The sequence below is a fragment of the Robertmurraya dakarensis genome (genome assembly GCF_900156875.1).
Classification (GTDB): Bacteria; Bacillota; Bacilli; order Bacillales; family Cytobacillaceae; genus Robertmurraya; species Robertmurraya dakarensis.
Genome location: NZ_LT707409.1, coordinates 918,100 through 937,876, shown reverse-complemented (window position 1 = coordinate 937,876; position 19,777 = coordinate 918,100). Strand labels below are relative to the sequence as shown.

The 19,777-nt window shown below is 37.4% G+C and carries 23 protein-coding genes and 1 pseudogene; 7 read left to right on the top strand and 17 right to left on the bottom strand.

Annotated features, from left to right (window positions below):
- The first annotated feature begins 88 nt into the window (after window positions 1–88).
- On the top strand, window positions 89–1,441 hold the full coding sequence (gene brnQ / locus CZ487_RS13590) for a branched-chain amino acid transport system II carrier protein (RefSeq protein ID WP_077212787.1): 1,353 nt from the start codon (window positions 89–91) through the stop codon (window positions 1,439–1,441).
- A gap of 58 nt (window positions 1,442–1,499) precedes the next feature.
- Here brnQ and CZ487_RS13585 read toward each other — a convergent pair whose 3' ends face one another.
- The 4 genes from CZ487_RS13585 to CZ487_RS13570 all read right to left on the bottom strand — a co-directional run bounded on the left by CZ487_RS13585 (window position 1,500) and on the right by CZ487_RS13570 (window position 4,285).
- Window positions 1,500–1,985: a GNAT family N-acetyltransferase gene (locus tag CZ487_RS13585; protein ID WP_077212785.1), complete on the bottom strand. Its 486-nt coding sequence runs from the start codon at window positions 1,983–1,985 to the stop codon at window positions 1,500–1,502.
- Between the two features lie 33 nt (window positions 1,986–2,018).
- Complete coding sequence (locus CZ487_RS13580) at window positions 2,019–2,630, bottom strand: LysE/ArgO family amino acid transporter (protein ID WP_077212784.1); 612 nt, start codon at window positions 2,628–2,630, stop codon at window positions 2,019–2,021.
- Between the two features lie 382 nt (window positions 2,631–3,012).
- Window positions 3,013–3,711 carry an anti-sigma factor gene (locus tag CZ487_RS13575; RefSeq protein WP_077212782.1) on the bottom strand — a complete coding sequence of 233 codons (699 nt, stop codon included), beginning with the start codon at window positions 3,709–3,711 and terminating at the stop codon, window positions 3,013–3,015.
- Window positions 3,701–4,285, bottom strand: coding sequence for an RNA polymerase sigma factor (locus tag CZ487_RS13570; protein ID WP_077212780.1), 585 nt, complete (start codon window positions 4,283–4,285; stop codon window positions 3,701–3,703). Before CZ487_RS13570 ends, CZ487_RS13575 begins: the two co-directional genes overlap by 11 nt.
- Before the next feature lie 164 nt (window positions 4,286–4,449).
- Between CZ487_RS13570 and CZ487_RS13565 the strand changes: the two genes are divergently transcribed.
- The 3 genes from CZ487_RS13565 to CZ487_RS13555 are packed head-to-tail and all read left to right on the top strand — an operon-like array spanning window position 4,450 to window position 7,587.
- Window positions 4,450–5,601 carry a COG1470 family protein gene (locus tag CZ487_RS13565; protein WP_077212778.1) on the top strand — a complete coding sequence of 384 codons (1,152 nt, stop codon included), beginning with the start codon at window positions 4,450–4,452 and terminating at the stop codon, window positions 5,599–5,601.
- Window positions 5,602–5,603: 2 nt separating this feature from the next.
- The gene (locus tag CZ487_RS13560; RefSeq protein ID WP_077212777.1) at window positions 5,604–6,557 is read left to right on the top strand and encodes an ABC transporter ATP-binding protein; all 954 of its coding nucleotides are present in this window, start codon (window positions 5,604–5,606) and stop codon (window positions 6,555–6,557) included.
- Window positions 6,544–7,587: an ABC transporter permease gene (locus tag CZ487_RS13555; RefSeq protein WP_084783261.1), complete on the top strand. Its 1,044-nt coding sequence runs from the start codon at window positions 6,544–6,546 to the stop codon at window positions 7,585–7,587. The genes CZ487_RS13560 and CZ487_RS13555 overlap by 14 nt, the downstream gene beginning before the upstream one ends.
- Before the next feature lie 220 nt (window positions 7,588–7,807).
- Here CZ487_RS13555 and CZ487_RS13550 read toward each other — a convergent pair whose 3' ends face one another.
- From CZ487_RS13550 to CZ487_RS27530, 5 genes are all read right to left on the bottom strand, one after another.
- Window positions 7,808–8,440, bottom strand: coding sequence for a lysozyme inhibitor LprI family protein (locus tag CZ487_RS13550; protein ID WP_077212775.1), 633 nt, complete (start codon window positions 8,438–8,440; stop codon window positions 7,808–7,810).
- A gap of 139 nt (window positions 8,441–8,579) precedes the next feature.
- Window positions 8,580–9,605, bottom strand: a complete 1,026-nt coding sequence (locus tag CZ487_RS13545) for a TolB family protein (RefSeq protein WP_077212773.1) — start codon at window positions 9,603–9,605, stop codon at window positions 8,580–8,582.
- A gap of 35 nt (window positions 9,606–9,640) precedes the next feature.
- Window positions 9,641–10,504, bottom strand: coding sequence for a permease prefix domain 1-containing protein (locus CZ487_RS13540; RefSeq protein ID WP_077212771.1), 864 nt, complete (start codon window positions 10,502–10,504; stop codon window positions 9,641–9,643).
- A complete protein-coding gene (locus CZ487_RS13535; protein WP_077212769.1) occupies window positions 10,501–10,824 on the bottom strand; it encodes a PadR family transcriptional regulator in 324 nt (107 codons plus the stop codon). Before CZ487_RS13535 ends, CZ487_RS13540 begins: the two co-directional genes overlap by 4 nt.
- 242 nt (window positions 10,825–11,066) lie before the next feature.
- On the bottom strand, window positions 11,067–11,279 hold the full coding sequence (locus CZ487_RS27530; RefSeq protein WP_077212768.1) for an ATPase: 213 nt from the start codon (window positions 11,277–11,279) through the stop codon (window positions 11,067–11,069).
- A 346-nt stretch (window positions 11,280–11,625) separates the two neighbouring features.
- Between CZ487_RS27530 and CZ487_RS13525 the strand changes: the two genes are divergently transcribed.
- Window positions 11,626–11,823: a helix-turn-helix transcriptional regulator gene (locus tag CZ487_RS13525; protein ID WP_077212764.1), complete on the top strand. Its 198-nt coding sequence runs from the start codon at window positions 11,626–11,628 to the stop codon at window positions 11,821–11,823.
- Entirely contained in the window at window positions 11,823–12,218 is a 396-nt protein-coding gene (locus CZ487_RS13520) for a hypothetical protein (protein ID WP_237562883.1), read from the top strand. The genes CZ487_RS13525 and CZ487_RS13520 overlap by 1 nt, the downstream gene beginning before the upstream one ends.
- Window positions 12,219–12,281: 63 nt before the next feature.
- On the opposite strand, the gene CZ487_RS13515 is transcribed toward CZ487_RS13520, so the two are convergent.
- The 4 genes and pseudogenes from CZ487_RS13515 to CZ487_RS13495 all read right to left on the bottom strand — a co-directional run bounded on the left by CZ487_RS13515 (window position 12,282) and on the right by CZ487_RS13495 (window position 15,669).
- Window positions 12,282–12,488 carry a hypothetical protein gene (locus tag CZ487_RS13515; protein ID WP_077212753.1) on the bottom strand — a complete coding sequence of 69 codons (207 nt, stop codon included), beginning with the start codon at window positions 12,486–12,488 and terminating at the stop codon, window positions 12,282–12,284.
- Between the two features lie 188 nt (window positions 12,489–12,676).
- Window positions 12,677–13,675 (bottom strand): annotated as a pseudogene (locus tag CZ487_RS13510) (purine-cytosine permease family protein); the annotation flags it as partial.
- 214 nt (window positions 13,676–13,889) lie between these two features.
- On the bottom strand, window positions 13,890–14,459 hold the full coding sequence (locus CZ487_RS13500; RefSeq protein ID WP_077215311.1) for a dihydrofolate reductase family protein: 570 nt from the start codon (window positions 14,457–14,459) through the stop codon (window positions 13,890–13,892).
- Between the two features lie 361 nt (window positions 14,460–14,820).
- The gene (locus CZ487_RS13495; RefSeq protein WP_077212741.1) at window positions 14,821–15,669 is read right to left on the bottom strand and encodes a sialate O-acetylesterase; all 849 of its coding nucleotides are present in this window, start codon (window positions 15,667–15,669) and stop codon (window positions 14,821–14,823) included.
- Window positions 15,670–15,923: 254 nt separating this feature from the next.
- Here CZ487_RS13495 and CZ487_RS13490 point away from each other — a divergent pair, with 254 nt between their 5' ends.
- Window positions 15,924–16,142, top strand: a complete 219-nt coding sequence (locus CZ487_RS13490; RefSeq protein WP_077212739.1) for a hypothetical protein — start codon at window positions 15,924–15,926, stop codon at window positions 16,140–16,142.
- A gap of 262 nt (window positions 16,143–16,404) precedes the next feature.
- Here the strand turns inward: CZ487_RS13490 and CZ487_RS13485 are convergent, their stop codons facing one another.
- From CZ487_RS13485 to CZ487_RS13470, 4 genes are all read right to left on the bottom strand, one after another.
- On the bottom strand, window positions 16,405–16,746 hold the full coding sequence (locus CZ487_RS13485) for a hypothetical protein (RefSeq protein WP_077212736.1): 342 nt from the start codon (window positions 16,744–16,746) through the stop codon (window positions 16,405–16,407).
- Window positions 16,747–16,918: 172 nt separating this feature from the next.
- The gene (locus CZ487_RS13480; RefSeq protein ID WP_077212734.1) at window positions 16,919–17,698 is read right to left on the bottom strand and encodes a PhzF family phenazine biosynthesis protein; all 780 of its coding nucleotides are present in this window, start codon (window positions 17,696–17,698) and stop codon (window positions 16,919–16,921) included.
- Window positions 17,699–17,796: 98 nt separating this feature from the next.
- Window positions 17,797–18,966, bottom strand: coding sequence for an ABC transporter permease (locus CZ487_RS13475; RefSeq protein WP_077212723.1), 1,170 nt, complete (start codon window positions 18,964–18,966; stop codon window positions 17,797–17,799).
- Complete coding sequence (locus CZ487_RS13470; protein WP_077212721.1) at window positions 18,956–19,672, bottom strand: ABC transporter ATP-binding protein; 717 nt, start codon at window positions 19,670–19,672, stop codon at window positions 18,956–18,958. Before CZ487_RS13470 ends, CZ487_RS13475 begins: the two co-directional genes overlap by 11 nt.
- Window positions 19,673–19,777 lie beyond the last annotated feature (105 nt).

Sequence of the window (19,777 nt, the reverse complement as noted above, 5' to 3'; positions counted from 1 at the left end):
TTAATGTCATGCTATTTATTATTTTAGTATAGCTTACTGCCTGTATTGGTGTTAAAATAAACGATATTCATCTAGAAGGAGCAAAAGTATGCAGCAAAAAATATCTTTTTCTACTTATGCCATTATTGGCACGATGCTGTTCGGGATGTTTTTTGGTGCGGGAAATTTAATTTTTCCAATCCAAATGGGACAGCTCGCTGGCACAAATTTTTGGCCAGCATTAATTGGATTCCTCACAACGGCCATTGGGCTTCCATTTATGGGGATTCTAGCATTTGGTTTATCTGGGAGCAGCGGATTACGCCAGTTAGCAGGGCGAGTCCATCCGCTATTTGGGGTTGTCTTCGCAGTGGCACTTTACTTAACGATTGGGCCATTTTTTGCGATTCCACGTACAGCTACGGTACCTTTCGTGGTTGGGTTTGAACCTTATATCAATCCGGCTCATGGAAGCTTATACCTAGGACTCTTTAGCTTTGTGTTTTTTGCGATTGTCTATTATTTCTCCTTGAATCCAGCAAAGATAATCGACTATATCGGCAAATATTTAACTCCTGCGTTCTTAGTGTTTTTATTCCTATTAATTATCATTGCCATCGTCAAACCAATGGGACAGTTTCAGAATCCAACTGGCGACTACAGCAGCTTAGCTTTTATAACAGGTTTTAAAGAGGGTTATAACACGATGGATGCACTTGCGTCACTTGCGTTCGGAATTGTGGTTATTCAAGCAATTAAAGGACAAGGCATCACGAATACAAAGGAGATCGCGAAAGCCACTTGGAAATCAGGCATTTTTGCCATGGTACTGATGATGCTGATTTATGGACTGATTACCTATATGGGTGCATCAAGTGTATCAGCGATCGGATCTTATGATAATGGCGGTTTAATCTTCGCAGCAGTGGCACAGCATTACTTCGGATCATTTGGAAATATTCTATTGGCCATCATTATTGTACTAGCTTGTCTAAAAACGAGTATCGGACTTATTACGGCTTGCAGCGAATTTTTCAATGGAGTCTTCCCCAAAATAAGCTATAAATGGTTCGTTCTGATCCTATGTCTTGTATCATTTTCCATCGCTAACTTTGGTCTGACCAATATCATTCAATTTGCTGTGCCAGTGTTAATGTTACTCTATCCATTGGCGATTGTTCTAATTCTATTAACCCTTTGCTCACCTTTATTCGGCCATAAGCAGAGTGTTTACGCGGCCGCCATGTTCTTTACTTTCTGTGTCAGTATCTTCGACGGATACAGCGCTTTAGTCGACAGTTTACCAAGTGCGGCTCTGTCTATACTTGAATCTATTAAGTTGCTTTACATGGATTATTTACCACTTTACAATATTGGCCTTGGCTGGATTTTACCAGCTATTGTCGGTGTGGTTATTGGTTTATTTTGGCCAGCGACTGCCAAAAAAACGGCTGTTCAATAAAGTAGGAACCAGCTTAGCACAGGTCTAAGCTGGTTCCTATTTTTCAAACTCTATAATATTACACTTTTAACACCATTCTTACTGTCTTGAGAATATGACCATCAAAATCTTCCTCAAACTCTTCCACAAGTTCAAAGCATTTTGCCTCATAAAAAGTTTTACCGATCTTGTTTTCTTTTTCTACATTTATGTATACTTCTCTCACATCTTCTAAACTTTTGATTCCTTCTTGTAACAATGCTGTACCTATTCCTTTTCCCTGATGTTTTGGGTAAAGGTAGATAGCACTTAATTCTGCTGCTCCTTCATTATTAACAGGAGAAAAATTAGCAAATCCTACTATACTTTCTTCTGCCACTGCAACAAGTAGCAAGGAACCTTCTATTCGTTTTTCCATCATTTCATCATTATAAGCGGCCTTTAAAAAATTTTCTTGTACAGCAAATGGGATAATGCCTTCATACGTTTCATTCCAACTTACTTTTGCCACATCCTGAACTTGTTTTATGTCTTCTTTTATCATTCTACGAATCATGAAATCCATGGTTTCGCCCTCCCTTTCTATTTTCTAGGTTTTTCAGGAAAATAATGTAATTAATAGATAGATGGCAGTTCCCCACATAATTAATGCTGATATCTTATTTAATAGAGTGATAAATTCTCCTGAGTTCGTTAATCTGCCAACTTGCCTTCCAATGAAAGCAAGAGTAAAGAACCATATCCAAGATACGATTATGCAGGCTAACGTAAAACCTAGTTTTTCTATTCCTGAGTAGGAAATAGAACTGGTCCCAATTACTCCAATCGTGTCCATTATGGCGTGAGGATTTAGCAAAGAAACGGACATTGCAAAGACAATTTGCTTTTTTGGAGCTAATGCTTTTTCATCTGATGAATTTGAAACAGGCTTGCTTCTCCAAGTTGTATATCCCATAAACAATAAGAAAATTACTCCAACTGTTAAGAGGATGAACTTGATCCAATACACTCCTAACACAATGACAGAAATCCCTAATACAGCTAAGGAAATAAGGAGAGTATCACAAATGGATGCAGTGAGGATTACTGGTAAAGCTCTTCTAAATTTCGGCTGTGTTGCGCCTTGGTTAAAAACAAAAACATTTTGAACTCCTAATGGCAATATAAGCCCAAAAGCCAAAATGATACCGTGAATGATAGAACTTATCATAAATAAACTAAATTCCTTTCTAACTTAGGATAAATACATATTAATTATATAATAAAACAATAAAATATTAGACTACTTATTATATAAGGATAACCGCTGTCCTAATCATTTTAGATTAATGTCATGATTTAGGTTAATAAAGTGAAAAATTCTATGAAAAGCTTAATTTCTGGCCGAATGAACAGTGGACTGACAGAGAGTGCTTATCTTCAATTAAAAGTAAAAGGTGCTGCTCCATCTTCCAGGAACGCACCCTCTGTTTCATTTCTAATTAATTGAATCTTATTTGTTCATGTTGCGCAGCTAACAAGCCAAGAATTCTTGTGTCCGCCAAGTCAATTTCTTCTTCATATCTATCGCATATGCATATTAAGTCACTCTTTTATTTTTTCAACGGGACAACGAACGTCTCCGGCCCTGTTGGTTCTGGGCTTCCTCCTAAAGGCTCGATACTGGCCTTTATGATTTTAAATTGAGGGACATCATTTCCTTTGATCAAGATGCGTGAAGTTCCATTAACTGTAGAAAGTAACTCCCCTTTTATTTCGTCATTATCATAAATAACCCATAATTGATAGTCTTTGTCCGTAATATCCGCCAAACCGTCCACTTCTAAAAGCAATTCCTGGCTCATTCCATTAATCCACAGTCGCCCCTTTATGTCATTGAAATCGGCAACTGGGATAACGGATAATTGCTCTGTCTGCGGATTATTTTGAATGTTCGCTGTTACAATATCATCATTATGTGCAACTTTATAACGATAATTGGAATGGTTATCCATTAGCAGCCCAAATAATAATAAAAACACTGCCGCTGCACTGCTAAGGCCAAATACAAATGTTCGCTGTTTCTTACGTGGCGACCGTTTTGTCATTGCTTCTTTCCATATTTTATCCTTCAGGTCCGCCGGAGGCTGCGCATTTGTCTGCTGATTGAACACCTCAATCCAGTTGTCAGTTATATCTCTACACTTCGTACATTTCTCGAGATGTTTGCTGATTTCGTGCTGTCTGTCTTCAGGAGCTTCTCCCAAAACAAAGTCTATTAAAGCTTCTTCTGCAAAATGCTTACTGCTCATGATGGTTTCCACCTCCACTAGATTTAGCCCAATTGAGTATGGATTTTTGTTTGCGCAGGTTCTGAAGGCCATAACGAATTAACGATTTAACGGAACCCAGTGGTTTCTGCATCGTCTTGGCGATTTCTTGATGAGTTTCCTCCTGAAAATATGAACGGTAAATAGCCTCGCGTTGCTGCGTTGGAATATTATTTAAAGCATTCAACAAAACATCTTTCTCAAGTTCCTTAAGAACCTTTAGGTCCGCCCCGTCCTCATCTTTTCCCATTCCCTTCTCCCATTTATCTAATAGGAAAGGTTTCTTCTTACGGAGCCGGTCAAGTGCACGACTTTTTGTTTTCACAGCGAGCCACGCTTTTACGCTACCTCTTGCAGGTTGATATTGTGATGTTTTCTGCAATACTTCGAGAAAAACATCATGGCAAACGTCCTCCGCTTCCGCCTGATCCCTCACTAGTTGAAAGGCAATCTTAAAGACAAACTGAATATGTATTTCGTAAAAATGGTCAAAGGCTTGACGCGAACCGCCTGCGATTTCCTGCAATAACTGGACATTCTTTTGGTTTTGATCCATGTTATGCACTCTCCTTAGGCATTCTATCACTCTAAAAGACTCGTTCTGCATTATAGCAGATTCACTTCTATCAAAAATTTTATAAAAAACTTTCCTTGATGACAAATCTAAAAGCTTTTCTTCTGCGTATCAAGAATGAAAAAAACATAAGGAGGATGATGAAGATGGTTAAAAAGATCTTCAGTATTTTTATTACTATGCTCGCTCTCACCCTCTTTGTTGGGATGAGTCCTGCATATGGAAAGGTAACTTTGTACACTCCCTATACTGGGATTACGGCCACACCTGGGGAGACCATTGATTATTCCATTGATGTCATCAATAACGAATCAAGTATTCGCACAGTGACATTCGATGTAGAAAATTTGCCAAAAGGCTGGGAACATCAAATTACAGCAAATGGAAGTGCTATCAAGCAACTGACCGTTCGAGGAAATAGCGAACAGCAAATCACACTTGAAGTGACTGTTCCACTGGAGATTGAACAAGCGGATTATCGGTTTGACTTAGTGGCTGCCGACCAAGGTGGTACCGAGTCAAAGCTGCCTTTTCTTATAACTTTATCGGAAAAAGGAACATTTAAAACAGAATTTAATGTCGATCAACCGAATTTACAAGGACAGACCGATTCTTCCTTCTCTTATTCAGCAACCGTTCGTAATCGGACTGCGGAAAAACAAAACTATGCATTAACAGCGAAAGCCCCTGAAGGCTGGGGTGTTCAATTTCAATCTGGAGGAGACAACGTGACGTCAGTAGCTGTAGAACCAAATAGCGAGGCTGATATCACAATTAATGTTACTCCGCCTGAAAAAGCTAGTGCAGAGACCTATAAAATTCAAGTTACGGCAGCAGGAAGCGGGACATCAGCAAAAGCGGATCTGGAAGCAGTCATAACCGGTTCTTATGACCTTAATGTGTCTACACCAAATGGAGTTTTAAGTACCGACCTGCAATCTGGGAACGAAAAAGCAATTGATATAGTAGTAGAAAATACCGGAACCGCCCCGTTAACCAATGTCGCGCTATCTGCAACAGCGCCGCCAAACTGGGAAACAAAATTCGAGCCAAGTTCCATTGCGGAAATTAAACCAGGTGAAAAGGCAACAGTAAAAGCGATGATTACCGCATCCGATGAGGCCATTGCTGGTGACTACGTAACGACCATATCTGCGTCTGCAGCTGAATCTTCAGCAGAAGCTGACTTCCGAATCTCTGTAAAAACTTCTACGTTATGGGGATTAATCGGAGTTGTCATCATTCTTGGGGTCATTGCTGGATTTTCTTATATGATTAAAAAATATGGGAGGAGATAAAGGTGAATCAAGCCACTATACAGCTGGATGAAGTGAGTAAACAATATGATGACGTGTTCGCTGTGAGAAATTTGTCTCTGACCATTTCTAAAGGTGAAATTTTTGGATTATTAGGCCCTAACGGAGCTGGGAAGACGACGACCATTTTAATGCTGCTGGGGTTAAGTGAACCCACATCAGGAAGCGTCCGGGTTTGCGGAATAGACTCTATAAAGAAACCCATTGAGGTAAAAAGAAGAGTAGGCTACCTTCCTGATAATATTGGATTCTATCAAAATATGACAGGCCTAGAGAATTTGTTGTATACAGCTCAATTAAACAATATCCCAAGGGATGAAGCTCGAAAGCGGGCAGAATACTTGTTGGACAAAGTAAATTTATCAGATGCAGCGAATAAAAAAGCCGGAAAATATTCTCGGGGAATGAAGCAGCGGCTGGGCTTGGCTGATGTTTTAATGAAAAATCCCGAAGTGATTATTCTTGACGAACCTACACTAGGAATTGACCCAGAGGGGGTTCGTGAGTTGTTAAAGATGATCAGAGAACTAGGGAAGGAAGAAGGAATGACGGTTCTATTATCGTCACATCATTTGCACCAAGTCCAGCAAATTTGTGATCGAGTTGGCATCTTTGTAAAAGGACAACTCATTGCCGAAGGAAATGTACAAAGCCTGGCCAAAAAACTATTTCCTGAAGCTACCTTGGTAATAACCGTACATGCTTCCCCCATCCCGAACGAACTAGTGAAGGAGGTTCAGCTGTTGGAGCATGTTCAAAGAGTTCAAAAAATCGAAGAAGGGTTAGAAATTACCTGCTATGAAGACATTTCCGCTGTCATTAGCAAGGTAATTGTTGAAATGGGCTCAGATCTTACTCATATCAGTAAGAAAAACTTCGGTCTAGATGAAATTTACCATCGCTACTTTGAAGGACGTGAGCTGCATGAGTCTTACTAATGTCAGAAATAAACTGAAGTTTTTATCTTTACGAACGGAATCCTTTCAAACACGAAACTCTAATCCTTCTGCTTTCATGTCCATCGTTCGTAAAGAATTTACGGACTATATTCGAAGCTGGCGAATCATGATTTTAGGCATCATTATTTTATTGACCTGCATTGGCTCGATCTATACTGCCATCACCACGATCTCTGATGCAATCGACCAAGCAGGTAATCAGGCTGAGGGAATTGGTTCAGACCTTTACTTGTTCCTGCATCTCTTTACCGTCTCAGATGGAACGTTGCCATCGTTTATTACATTTGTAGGTTTTCTTGGGCCCCTATTTGGGATTGCATTAGGGTTTGATGCCATAAACTCCGAACGTAATCGCGGTACCTTGAGCAGATTGCTGTCACAGCCAATCCCTAGAGATTACTTAATGAACGCGAAGTTTGCTGCTGCGTTATTATTAAATGTTCTCCTATTCTTCTCACTAGGATTATTGGTCATGGCATTTGGAATTCTCATTCTCGGAATTCCGCCTACATTTGAGGAGTTCTTGAGGATCTTTTGCTTTCTATGCTTATGTATTGTTTATATTGCATTTTGGCTGAACCTGGGTATTTTGTTTTCTGTTGTGTTCAAAAGCCAAGCCACATCCGCCCTTTCAAGTATTGCAGTCTGGATCTTTTTTAACGTTTTCTATTCGATGATCATCAATTTGGTATCTAAATCGATTTTCAGTCCAGATAGAATGACGAATGTGTCGGATGTGCTGGAAAGCCAAGATACTGTTCTGACCCTTATGCGCTTGTCGCCAAATTATCTATTTAGCGAATCAACAACGATATTATTATCACCAAATGTTCGCACTCTCGGCCCATTAACGGTTGAACAAACAGTAGGAGCAGTGGCAGGTCCCTTGCCATTAAGCCAAAGCTTACTCTTAATTTGGCCGCAGCTAACAGGACTCGCTGCCGCTACGTTAATTTGCTTTGCAATCGCCTATCTCACCTTTATGCGTCAGGAAATCCGAACCAATTAGGAAATAACTTTTGACTTTTATGACATCGTATAATGAGGTCACTGAACAACATGATTTATAATAAAAACGGCAATTCTTGGTAGCAAGAACTTGCCGTTTTTCGTTGTATCATATTGGTTTTCTCCTCTTCATGTTTTTGCCAATCACCGTGTTATCTATTACTCAAATAATACACTAATCTCCCTAACAAAAATCACCTTAAATGTTAAGGATTGATAAATTAGTGCATATATTCAACAACTAATTCATAGCATCTCTCTTCCGTTAGATTTGCCAGTACAGCTACATATTCTAATTGCTCCATCGTGCCACCTTCATATTTTAGAGATGCTTCCTTTGCTGCATCATCCCTATTTTGTATCCAATTTCGTTGTTCTTTTCGCAATTGATCCATCTCATCTTGAGGAAGCTGCTCTTTTAAAACTCCGTAAATTTCATTTAATAAACCATCCCAACTATCGTAGCGATCTCCTTCCACTTTTTTCATAGCGTATGTACTTTCATCTTCTGGATTTCTTCTTAATTCATCCATCTCTCTTTTCGTATCACTAAATTTCTTGAGATACATTTCCTTTTGGCTAAGAGTAGCATCATTATGAGAAGTGTCTTTACTTTTTTCGGGTACATTGTTTGATGTATCTACATTTTCGTCTGTAACATGATTGTCTGGATTGGTGGTATCATCGGGATATGAAGCTGTTTCAGAGGAATCAGCAGCATTATGGTCTTTCTTTTGTGACGGATTGTCCACTTTTGTACCTGACTCTTCTGACGATGAGTTATTACAGGCAGACACTATAATAACAAATAGCAAAAGAAACATGATTATTAAGACTTTTCTAAGGTTCTTCAAGATTTTACACTCCCCTGTATTATTTATAAAGATTCCAATAATTATAGAGTTGGTTCCACATACTTTGTCTTGTTACTATTTTTATAGCTTTTACACAAGAAAAGACGACCGCTACTGATCGTCTTTCCTATAGACCCCTTTATTGCAAGGATATTTCTTTCACCTGGTCACCGCTAATGCTCATTCTATAAAGATGATATTCTGGATCTCCTTTAGCAAATTTCTTATCCAGCATGAAGTAAACAGTTTGGCCGTCAGCACTTATAACAGGATCACCAACATATTCACCAAAATGGGTTAACTGGGTTTCTGTCTTTGTTGTCAAATTATATTTGTATAGTTCATACTTAAAGGTACCCCCATCATCAGGATTGCTGATGGATTGAAAAATTATCTCCTCTTCAGATGGTGTAATCGTGAAACTGAAAACATCTACTTCCCGGTCAGGATCGGAAATGACAGACATCTGTTCTGGCTTTTCTATAGGAATTTCAAAAATCCGTTGTTTTACGTTGAAAGAATCCTCTGCGGTTTCCACGCTTGAATCATCATCTCGTTGCAAGAAAACCCGTTCTCCATCAGCTGAAACATGTAAAGAATGAATGGAATACTGAGAAAGGTTCGTCTTTTGTTCCAGTGATTGATCGGTGAGATCGTATTCATAGACATCAAAATCATGCGGTCTCTTCCCTGTAATCGGTGAGTAATTTTCATATGTACCAGCTCTTAAAAAAAGAAGGGATTCTCCCTTTGGGTTAAACTCAATCTCTGTAATAGTCGAAGCATCAGTGAAAACTTGCGAGACTTCTTTTGTACTTAAATCAAGGAAATGTACCGTACTTATTAATTCGGTTTCTTTGTCTTTGTTTGTCGTGATATAGGCCAAGATTGTTCCATCTTCCTTAAATGTCGGATCCAAAATTAGCGTATTATCATCATACTCTACTGCAGCTGCTGCCTCTTTTCCATCATGTAAAAACAACTGCGGTTTACCTTCTTCATAAGCCACATAGGCAATTGTGTTTTCTGGGGAAACATCATATTGATTGGAAAGACCATTTTGTTTTTCGTTTTCGGTTTTATTAAACCTAAGCCCTATCAAAACTAAAGCAATCGTAATGACTAACAAAAAGATCAAAAGAAGAACGAGGTACTTTTTCTTCATGTATCAACAACTCCTTTCTCCCTTATTATGAATGATTAATCGAAAAGAACAGGGAAGTATATCCACAATAAGATTAAAACGCATAACAATAATGGGATAACTCCGATGAATAAAGCACTTTTCATATTTTTCTTTGCTAATTTAATAGATGCCATATATAAACCAATCCAGATGGCGATTGGACTGGCAAAGACGAGCATCATCGGATGAAGTTCCCCAATCATAATAAGTCCGCCTACAATGATAAAAAGGGAAGCAAAACTTATCATGATTCCACTCGTTATATTGATTCCATGAAGAAACTTGATATGTTTCTCATTCGAGCTGTAATCATAAAGTGTCGTTCGATACACAAGTCCAATTGTTAAAGCAATATTTAACCACTCCCAAATAGTTAACCCGACAGTAGTTGAATGATTTAATTGGCTAATAAGTAACCAACCATATAGAAGGCTGAGAGTATGTAGAATTAGTAAACTGTTTAGCCAAAGCTTCCGATTGAGATGAATAGATTGGTTTAATGGGAGAAACAGAATCATTGAACTCAATAGCATAGAAATACAGAGCCAGCCAATATAAGGTTCTCCCGCCACAAACACATGAAGAAGGTAAATGCTAATACTTGCTAGTATTGAGGAAATGGCTAATGCCAGCATTAGTTCCTTTCGATAAGGAAAAAGGGCTTGCTGGATGTGACTTCCGATTTCCCCTTCCTGACCAAAAAGCTGCATCGCCTTCTCCTCCGCCTGCTCAAGTGATAGCCCTTCCTCCTCCATTAAATGATCTCTTGATATCTGCAGATGAATCAGTAGTTCTTCATACAGGTCTTCCTTCTCTTGTCTTGAACTTTCAGTATGTCGAACAATATTTTCTACATACTTTTCTAGTTTGGACCTCATTGTAACCCCTCCGAGCTTCTTCGAACGAGTGTTTCAATCAGTTTCCAATCCTGTTGTTTTTTCTCTAGTTCTTTCATTCCAATATCTGTGATTCTATAATATTTTCTTCTGCCAGCTGCACTTTCAGACCAATAAGATTCAATCCAGCCTTTACGTTCCAGTCGCTTCAAGGCAGGATACAAAGTTCCTTCACTCATCTCATAAGTGTCCTCACTCATCTGCTTTAACATTTTAGTAATCTCATAGCCATAAAGGTCTCTTTGATTAATTAGTGATAACAATAAAAGATCGACACTACCCTTTAACATCTCTTTATCCATCCTTATCACCTCTCTCCAAGTTATTACCAACATTGTAATACGATGTACCTCGTATTACAAGTTATAAAGGAAATTTACCGGTTATCTTTTTTAGGATGAACAAAGTAGACGAACTTACTTCAAATAAAAAAACATCCCTCGTTAAAGGAATGTACGTGTTTGCCTTCTATTGCATTTAGATCTACAGAATGAATAAATGCTCACAGAAAACCCTGCAACGCCCCTTAGTGAAAAGAGTAAAGTTAATTTTCGTGGTTTTGAGTTTTGTTCTTTATAATTCGTTCACAAATGAATCCAATCAAAAAGCCAACTATGATTGGTAAGAAAGAAATCTCAGAATATGATGGAGAAATTTTAAAAGTAAAAATATCTATATCTGCAATAAAGCCGATGAAATACAGTAGTATCATGGTTCCAAATGATGCCGTTAATGGAACCCAAAAGGATCTACTCACAACTCCACCTCCCCATTTAATGCCGCAAATACTTAAACTGTAAAAACCATTAAATAGCTATTAAATAGCCCACAACCTTATTTTTGTTCTTTGTTACAATGACTGCCACCAAATATCCCTAAAAAAATTACGATTACCGCTGCCATTATAGAAGGTTCCATATTCTCACCCCGCAGAGGATTAACTACTATATATTACGATTTTTAAAACATAAGGTTTCAAATTTTATATCTATTTAGGAAATTGCTTATTCAACAACAACAATGTAATGCTAGCTTGACTTTCTAAAAAAACCCATGTAAAGTGAACTTAACGTAAAGCATACTTAACATTAAGTGGTGATGTTATGAAAAATAATATTAAAGATATGCGTGCAAAGCATAATCTTACTCAAGATGAGCTGGCAGAGAGGTTAGAAGTATCAAGGCAAACCATTATTTCTTTAGAAAAAGGACGATACAATCCATCTATTATGTTAGCGTTTAAGCTTTCACGCGTTTTCAAGTGCCAAATTGAAGATATTTTTATTTATGAGGAGGACTAATGTTGGCCGGATTTAGAAAGGCAAAAGAAAATCGAATTATCTATTTGTTTTTAGGCGTACTTTTAACTATATTGGGTGTCTATCTAAACTATGAAGATATCATAAATGGTGAATTTCCTGATGCTATTATGTTACTTGCGCTAGGAATCAATCAGCTACTACTGGCCTATTTATCTCCTCACATCTTCCCTAAAGATGAACGGGCCAAAGAAATACTGGGTAAATCAATGATCATTAACTACTTTGTTCTTTTCATCTCCATACTTTTTTTATTTCTAGCAACAGGTTCTTTTGGATTCATAACGCTAGACGCAACCCAGGTACTAATCGTGCTTTTTTGTATCATGGTCATTACGATCCCAGCAACGATGGTCATTTATGCGAAGATGATATAACCTTTTACGGTTAACACATAACATTGAAACCCTCTGCAAGAAGCTAGAGGGTTTAACTTCTAACTAACTCTTATCCTCATCTATAACAATACTATATGAAATATTAAGTTTATCCCAAACCCATGCCTGAAAAATCCTGTCGATCTCTTCTTTTATTGATTGTTCATCCATATCCACGTCAATACCTAATTTTTCAAAAGTGAATGTCTCCGTCGCCTCTGTCGCTTCAAAATTTGTGCTCCTGAATGAAAAAGTAACCGTTTTCTTCATTATTATAGACCCCCTATCCTTGTGAAAGTTTCAAGCAAGATAATATAACAATTTTATCCATAGGATAATTTTTTATCAACAGCATTATCTTAACTCTCAAAATAAAAAATAGGGCGAGAATTCACTTCTCACCCTATTTTCATCGCGGGAGCTTTAATTAACTACTTCAGTTACCATTCTTGCGTTAATTAACTGGTTCTTCTCGTTTTTTCTTGTTCCCATATTTCCTCATAATTTACTTTACTGTAGTATTTCCCTTTTGTAAAAACGGCTACTGCAATGGTAAGGATGGAAGCTAACACGGCTGCAAAGAAAGTGGCTGTATTTTGCAGAAACGTCCCCATATACCCTAATGCAGCAATCGTTCCAAGAACACTTGAGATAATTAATGGTACAACCCCAACCGGGTTCCATTTATATAATTTCTCTTGTTTTGCTTCATACTCTTTCGGTCCAATCTGAAGCAGCTTCTTCACGACTAATGCATCTGTCACTAATATAGCAGCCCATGCCATTAAAAGAACCCCTTGGAATGTCATCGCACTGCCTAAATAATCTAATATTCCGCCAAGCATTAGCACGATCGACACGACGCCCGAGACCACAACCCAAAATCGGCGATCGGGTTTGAAATGAAACACATTCTCAAAAAAATTGGACAATGATAGGGATGCACTGTAAATATTTGTAACATTAATGCGAAGTTGGGTTAACATCGTAAAAAGGACTCCGCCTAGTCCAAGGATTGTGACAATATAAATCCCCGGATTAGATTCACCTAACCGGACACCAAACCATATTCCAAGTAAACCCATGACACCAAAACAGAAAATTTGCGGAATAAACCCGATCATAATAGATCCAATTTTAATATCTTTTGGTTTAAGGAAACGCGCATAATCTGACGCAATTAAAGCGGTTAGCCCCATGATCCCGTGCTGCATTCCGATACATATTAGTAAAGCTGTTCCGCCAATCTTTACACCCTCCGGCATATATGTCCAGAATTGCCCATCAAATTGAGACGGTATATTGGCTGCCACTATGATAATGACAATTAAAAATATAAAGAAGAAAGGTAATGACCATTTTTGTAGTTTATCTAATTGTTTAATACCAAACCAATTTAGTGGGATAACAATGGATCCAAATACTACAATTAAAAGCCATAGTGGAATAGTTTCATATCGTTACGATGATGTTCCGCTATCTCTTGAGAAAATTTATTCCATAAACTCCTAAATTCTACCTCAAACTCTTTCTTAAAAGCTATTTGAGATGAATGATAAGGAAACTTAAAATCATCATAACGATTCTGATTAAGATATATATTTTGCAGGTAAATCAAAAAGTTCAAGGTATAAGATGCTTCAGTTCGCATTAGTAATGAATTCTCCATATTTATTCCCCATTCAAATGATAGATTAATTGCACGACCCCAGAAGAGAATGTCCGTGTATTCACCAATTTTAGATTCAATCTCTCCTTTATATCTATGAACAACGGTTTCCCTTCTCCTAAAACAACCGGGTGAACAGATAATCTAATTTCATCGACCAGCCCAAGATTGATAAAAGTCGTAATCAAGCTGGCTCCGCCATATAGCCAGATGTCTTTACCGGGCATATTTTTTAGTTTTTTTACTTCTTCAGGTATTTCATCATTAATGAAAATTGCTTTTTCATCCGTTCCTTTTTTTGTTTTAGAAAAGACGTATTTTTTCTTGGAATGAACGAGTTCCCACAATTCTTTGTCAGTGTCTGAATCATCATTGCCTGGAATATATTCTCCCCATAGTTCATAGCTTTTTCTACCATATAAAATAGTGTCCACTTGATGTAAGAAATCAGTAAACCCCATCTCTGCATCCATAATGCACCAATCAATTTCCCCATTCTTCCCTTCGATAAAACCATCTAACGTTACGGCTAAATCCAAAATGATTCTTCTTGGTCTTATGTTATTGGACATGATTTCTCCTCCCTTTTCCTTTTTAGATCGTGTTATTACATCAAATTTAGAATCCTGGCTGCTTTTGTATTCATTAATTAATAAATCAAAGATATAACATATTACAGGGTTACCACAAATGATCAGATCCAAAAAATGGTGCCCCTTGACGTAATACTCTTGGGACACCCTGCGGTAGATAGCTTATTCACATATTTTTTTACGTACATGTTTATCCTTTGAAAAATGATGTTTGATGCGCAGAAAGCGTTACCTTGCAACATGCCTCTTTTTGTTTGTGAAAAATGAATACAACTTACATAATCTCAGTTCATTAGTAAGTTGTGATATCATACAAAAGTGCACAATTGTTTAACAGATTCTACTTACTTTCATTAATATTGGAGATATTCATAGAAAACTCCTCAAAACTCAACTGGCCTAATGCAAACTTCGTACTTTGAACAAATATACGTTCATTTTTAGTTAGTTCACGTTTTGCCACCTTTTCAATCCATTCATGCTCTATGTCTAAAATATCTAAAACATGCTTTTGTCTTGAAAAAGCTTCATAGTATCTTAATCCAAATTTCCTTTGGGAGAAAGCATCAATATGTATGCCATCAGGGTTTGCAGTTAACCCTTTTGATGTTACAAAATAGCAATTTTTTTCGTTATGAGCAACTTTAGATAATATCTGGTTTATTTGTTTGTATTCTACCGCGCTTTTTCCAAATCCGGCCTCTCCAAGGTAATGTCCCAGTTCACCGATCATAATCGGGATATCCGGAGCATTCAATTCATTTCTAAAGTGACTAATTAATGATAGTAATTTTTCTTCGTACGTCTTATAGCGTTCTCCGTAACTGTCGCTTTCCCCTTGATGCCACAGAATTCCCACTATTTCACTTGTTTCCATAGCAAATTTTGCTTCAGAAATGGCATGTCTTGTTAATAGACCATCAATTGCCCATTCATCAATGGAGCTCCCTCCCTCGGCACATGGTATGACCCCAATGGACTCTCCCGGATGATCCTCTGTCCAAGCCTGAGCAAAGGAGACTGCCGGCCCAACACCAGATACATGACGATCAAAATTAAGTGGTTCAGCCATCATTTGCCATCTACCGTTTCGCAGCATATTTATGTACTCATTATAAATTGGAGGTACATCCTCAATAAATCCTCTGCCTGCCATATTTGATTGTCCGAGTAACAATATAGATTTCATAATAAAACCTTCCTTCTTTGTTTACAAAGGTCTAATTAGACTAAATAAGATTTGAAGTTTAGCTTAATTAGATTTTTTTGTCAAGTCGATCATTAGCTTACATATGTAATAAAAATCTTTCAGAGTTATAGAATTATTTGGGTATTGTCAATTAATTTAGAGATTGAATGATGATCACTTTCGATTTATTTGATACGATGGACGTATTACTATAAAATAAACTACGATTATTAATGCAATTAGGAGAAACAACTATGAAAACACAAGAATCTAAAAAAGTAACAAAGCATTTGGAATTTGATAATAGAGCTTACTGGGAGGGTTTCCATGCCGGTCGCGCATCTGGTCATAACGAGGCGATCATGAAGCTGACACAAAGCATGATGAACTTATCGAATCATAAAGGGATTGGGCAAAAGACAGTTGATAAGTTTCTAGCAGCGTTGAATGAGGAAATGAGAAAATCAAACTGAAGTTGTGATTTCTATTATTCTAAAGAAATACGAAAATCTGTATAAAAAAGTTCCAAACTAGGATAGATACTTTTGTATTCCCCTATTTGAATAGCATCTGCCGAACAGCAGATGCTTTTTTATTGTAACTAGTAACTCAACAATTCCTGTTATGGCATCTCTATTCTCTGCGTATATATCAGAAACTCAAGTCTTATTTTTGCAGTATATGTAAGTTTTTGCTGTTCAAATAGATGCTATATCTGCTGTTGTAAGCTTCATTTTATTTATTTAAAAGAGTAGCACCTACAGCAATCAGCAAAATACCGAGAATGGAATATACTGAAATCTTTTGATTTAGAACGAGGATTGATAAGACGGTTATAAGAAGGGCATTTACCCCAGTTTGAATACCGCCTAACATCACCGTATTTCCAAAGATTTTGCTGCCTTGGATGAATCCCCATGCAAGTATAATATTCCCTATAAAAGAAAGAGGAAGAAAATATAGATTAAACTTGAAGCTGTCTTTTAATGTTGGTTGAAAATAATGTGCAGACAGAATGGGTAATAACGAAAAAACACTCGCACCAAGTATAATTGCGCCAATGACAAGAAGTCTCAAAAGAACACCTCTCTTAATCATAATACTTTCTATTAAATAGTATTAGAAATTCGATCCCTTCTATTCCATTCTCCATTTAATAAAAGTGATGCCCCGTTACCGAATAAAAAAAGAGCCGCCGACCCATGTAGATCATTAGCTCTTGTCCCCCATTTTTTGTTGAACAACTTTTCTAGATATAGATACATCCTTCCAAATAAGATACTGCCTCCCCAGCAATTTTTACAGTTTCCCCTGAATCCGTACAATAAAGCTTTCCGCCTCTTTCTGATAATTGCAGGGCAACAAATTCATCTTTATTTAATCGATTTTTCCAATACGGAACTAACGTACAATGAGCAGAACCGGTAACGGGGTCTTCATCTATTCCTGCCTTTGGTGCAAAAAATCTTGAGACAAAATCCACTTCTTTTCCAACAGCTGTCACAATCACACCGAAACCATCTAATTTTTTCAATTCATCCATATTTAATTCAAGATCTAAAATATCTTGTTCTGTTTCAAATACCGCTAAATAATCTCTTGATTTATAAACCTCTTTTGGGGCTTTACCTAACCCTTTAATAAGTTCCTCTGGTGTATTACATTTTTCACCTGCTCTAGCAGGAAAACTCAACGTAAAAAGGCCGCCTTCCTTAGATACTTCTAAAAGCCCACTTTTAGTTTGAAACTTGATATTCTCTACCTTTTCATCTAAATAAGTGCATATGACATACGCAGACGCTAATGTTGCGTGTCCACATAAATCTACTTCCCCTTTTGGAGTGAACCATCTTAACTCATATAGATCATCTTTTTCCACAAAAAAGGCCGTTTCCGATAAATTATTTTCAGCTGCAATCTTTTGCATTAAATCATCCTGCATCCATTCGTTTAATGGACATACGGCCGCTGGGTTTCCCTTAAATTGTTCATTAGTAAATGCATCAACTTGAAAAATTGGTATTTTCATCTCTTTAATCTCCCTTTTGTGTTATTGATTGAAAACTTCATCTTTTCTTTTTGTTCGTAGATAATACGACCACAAATAAAAATGATTCAAAGTTCAGATCACAATCCTATCTTCGACGTAATCGTCCAGCCTACGGCAATAAAAACCAGCAGTAAGGTAATCGCAAGTATATACATTGAGCTTACAACCCGCTGTTTTGCAGAAAAATAGAAATTATTTCCCCTATATTTTTTCATAAAAGGATGCGAACTGTAAACCTGATCCCAAACGCTAGAAATCCATATATACATCATGATTAGAAACCCAAGAAAAATAACCACCTTTATCCAAATGGGAGGTACAATCACGATTGCCGCCGTTGTGACATTGATTAAGACGAAATAGCCGCTAATGTAAGAAGAGTTCCGGATAAAAATTTTGATGAATGCTTCGATAAAGCCGTTTATGGGGGTTCGGTTTTTAAATATCCGTTTTGAATTACGAAATAAGAAAGGCTTCTTTCTTTTACTAACGACAGGCTTTTCAATTTCTGGTGCTGCCATAAAGATAAGCTGAATGATACTGTTTTTTCTTTCCTTTTCCATGTCAATCTCAATATCTAGCGAACTTATTTTTTTAAATGATCTTAGACTAAGGAATACAGAAATAAAGAGGATAATGATTGAACAGATATAGACCGGTAACAGACTTCCGTTTTGAATCATCCAAAAGATTAATTGGCTAAACCAACTTAATCCAATAAAAACAAGAACGCTTTTGACGACCTTTATTAACTGAGTCTCTGCCTTCCTTATATGATATTTTACAAGCATTAACATAGCTTTTAAGGACGTAAAATATATGATGATACCAGCTATTTCATGATATCCAAGCTGATATTGCTTGAGAAAAAAAGGTAACAAGATCAGGCTGCTGCCCAATACCGTTAGCGCTTGAAATAAGAGGGAATAGCCGTAGCCCCATTTTTTCAATTTCCACATCAAATGAACTTTCTTAAACAGGATGACTTTGTCAGCTTCCTCCATATATGTACGAATATTTCCAACCCAAGTGCTAACATAGAGGATAAGAAACAACAAAAATAACGGGAAACCTTCTATCCAAGCTGGATTTTCCGTCCACCACGATACATAGATACTAATAAAAATAACCATAGCCGGGATCATGATATAGAGCATGATGGTCCAATCTGCTATTGATTTAAAGACATTGTATTGAAACTTCCAGTTCTTAACTAACCTGCTTCCAAAAAGTGTTCTACTGCTCATTCTCATCACCTTCAGTGAGAAAATGAAAGCAGTCAAACAGCGATGATGTCGGAAGATTACATTGTCTTCGTATCTCGTCAAGCGCACCTTTTGCCACAAGGTGCCCTTTATTTATCATAATGAAGCGATCGCATATTTTTTCAGCGGTATCGAGTACATGTGTTGACATCAGCACGCCCGCACCACGCCCCCGTTCTTTATCAATGGATTCCAGAAAGAGCTTCATCGCATGCGGATCAAGCCCCATAAAAGGCTCGTCAATGATATAAAGTGATGGATTTGTCATCATTGCAAGGATTAACATTGCTTTTTGCTGCATACCCTTTGAATATTTGGCTGGATATTCATGAGCATGATCGACTAGCCTGTATTTTTCTAAAAGTTCATATGCTTGCTTCTGATATTCCATATCTGGGAGACCTTCTATAGCTGCAACAAAATCCAAATGTTCCCACAGTGTGAGTTCATCATAAAAGATGGGCCGTTCAGGGATATAAGAATAAGGAGTATCATTCCCGTATGTAACAGAACCTTCGATATTTTCGAGCAGCCCCAGGATTGATTTGATGGTCGTACTTTTACCAGCCCCATTCGGACCGATCAGACCAATTAATTCCCCTTCTTCAACTGTGAATGCTATATCGTTAATCGTTGCGGCGGCTTTTTCATAACCTGCAGATTTTATATCCACTTTCAGTAAAGACATATTAAAAAACCTCCTATCCCTTTATACGATTAACATTTAAAATAGTTTTGTTTTTGAAGAGTTTTTTCAACACTTTGAAGACACGGTTCGTAACAACAAAAAAAG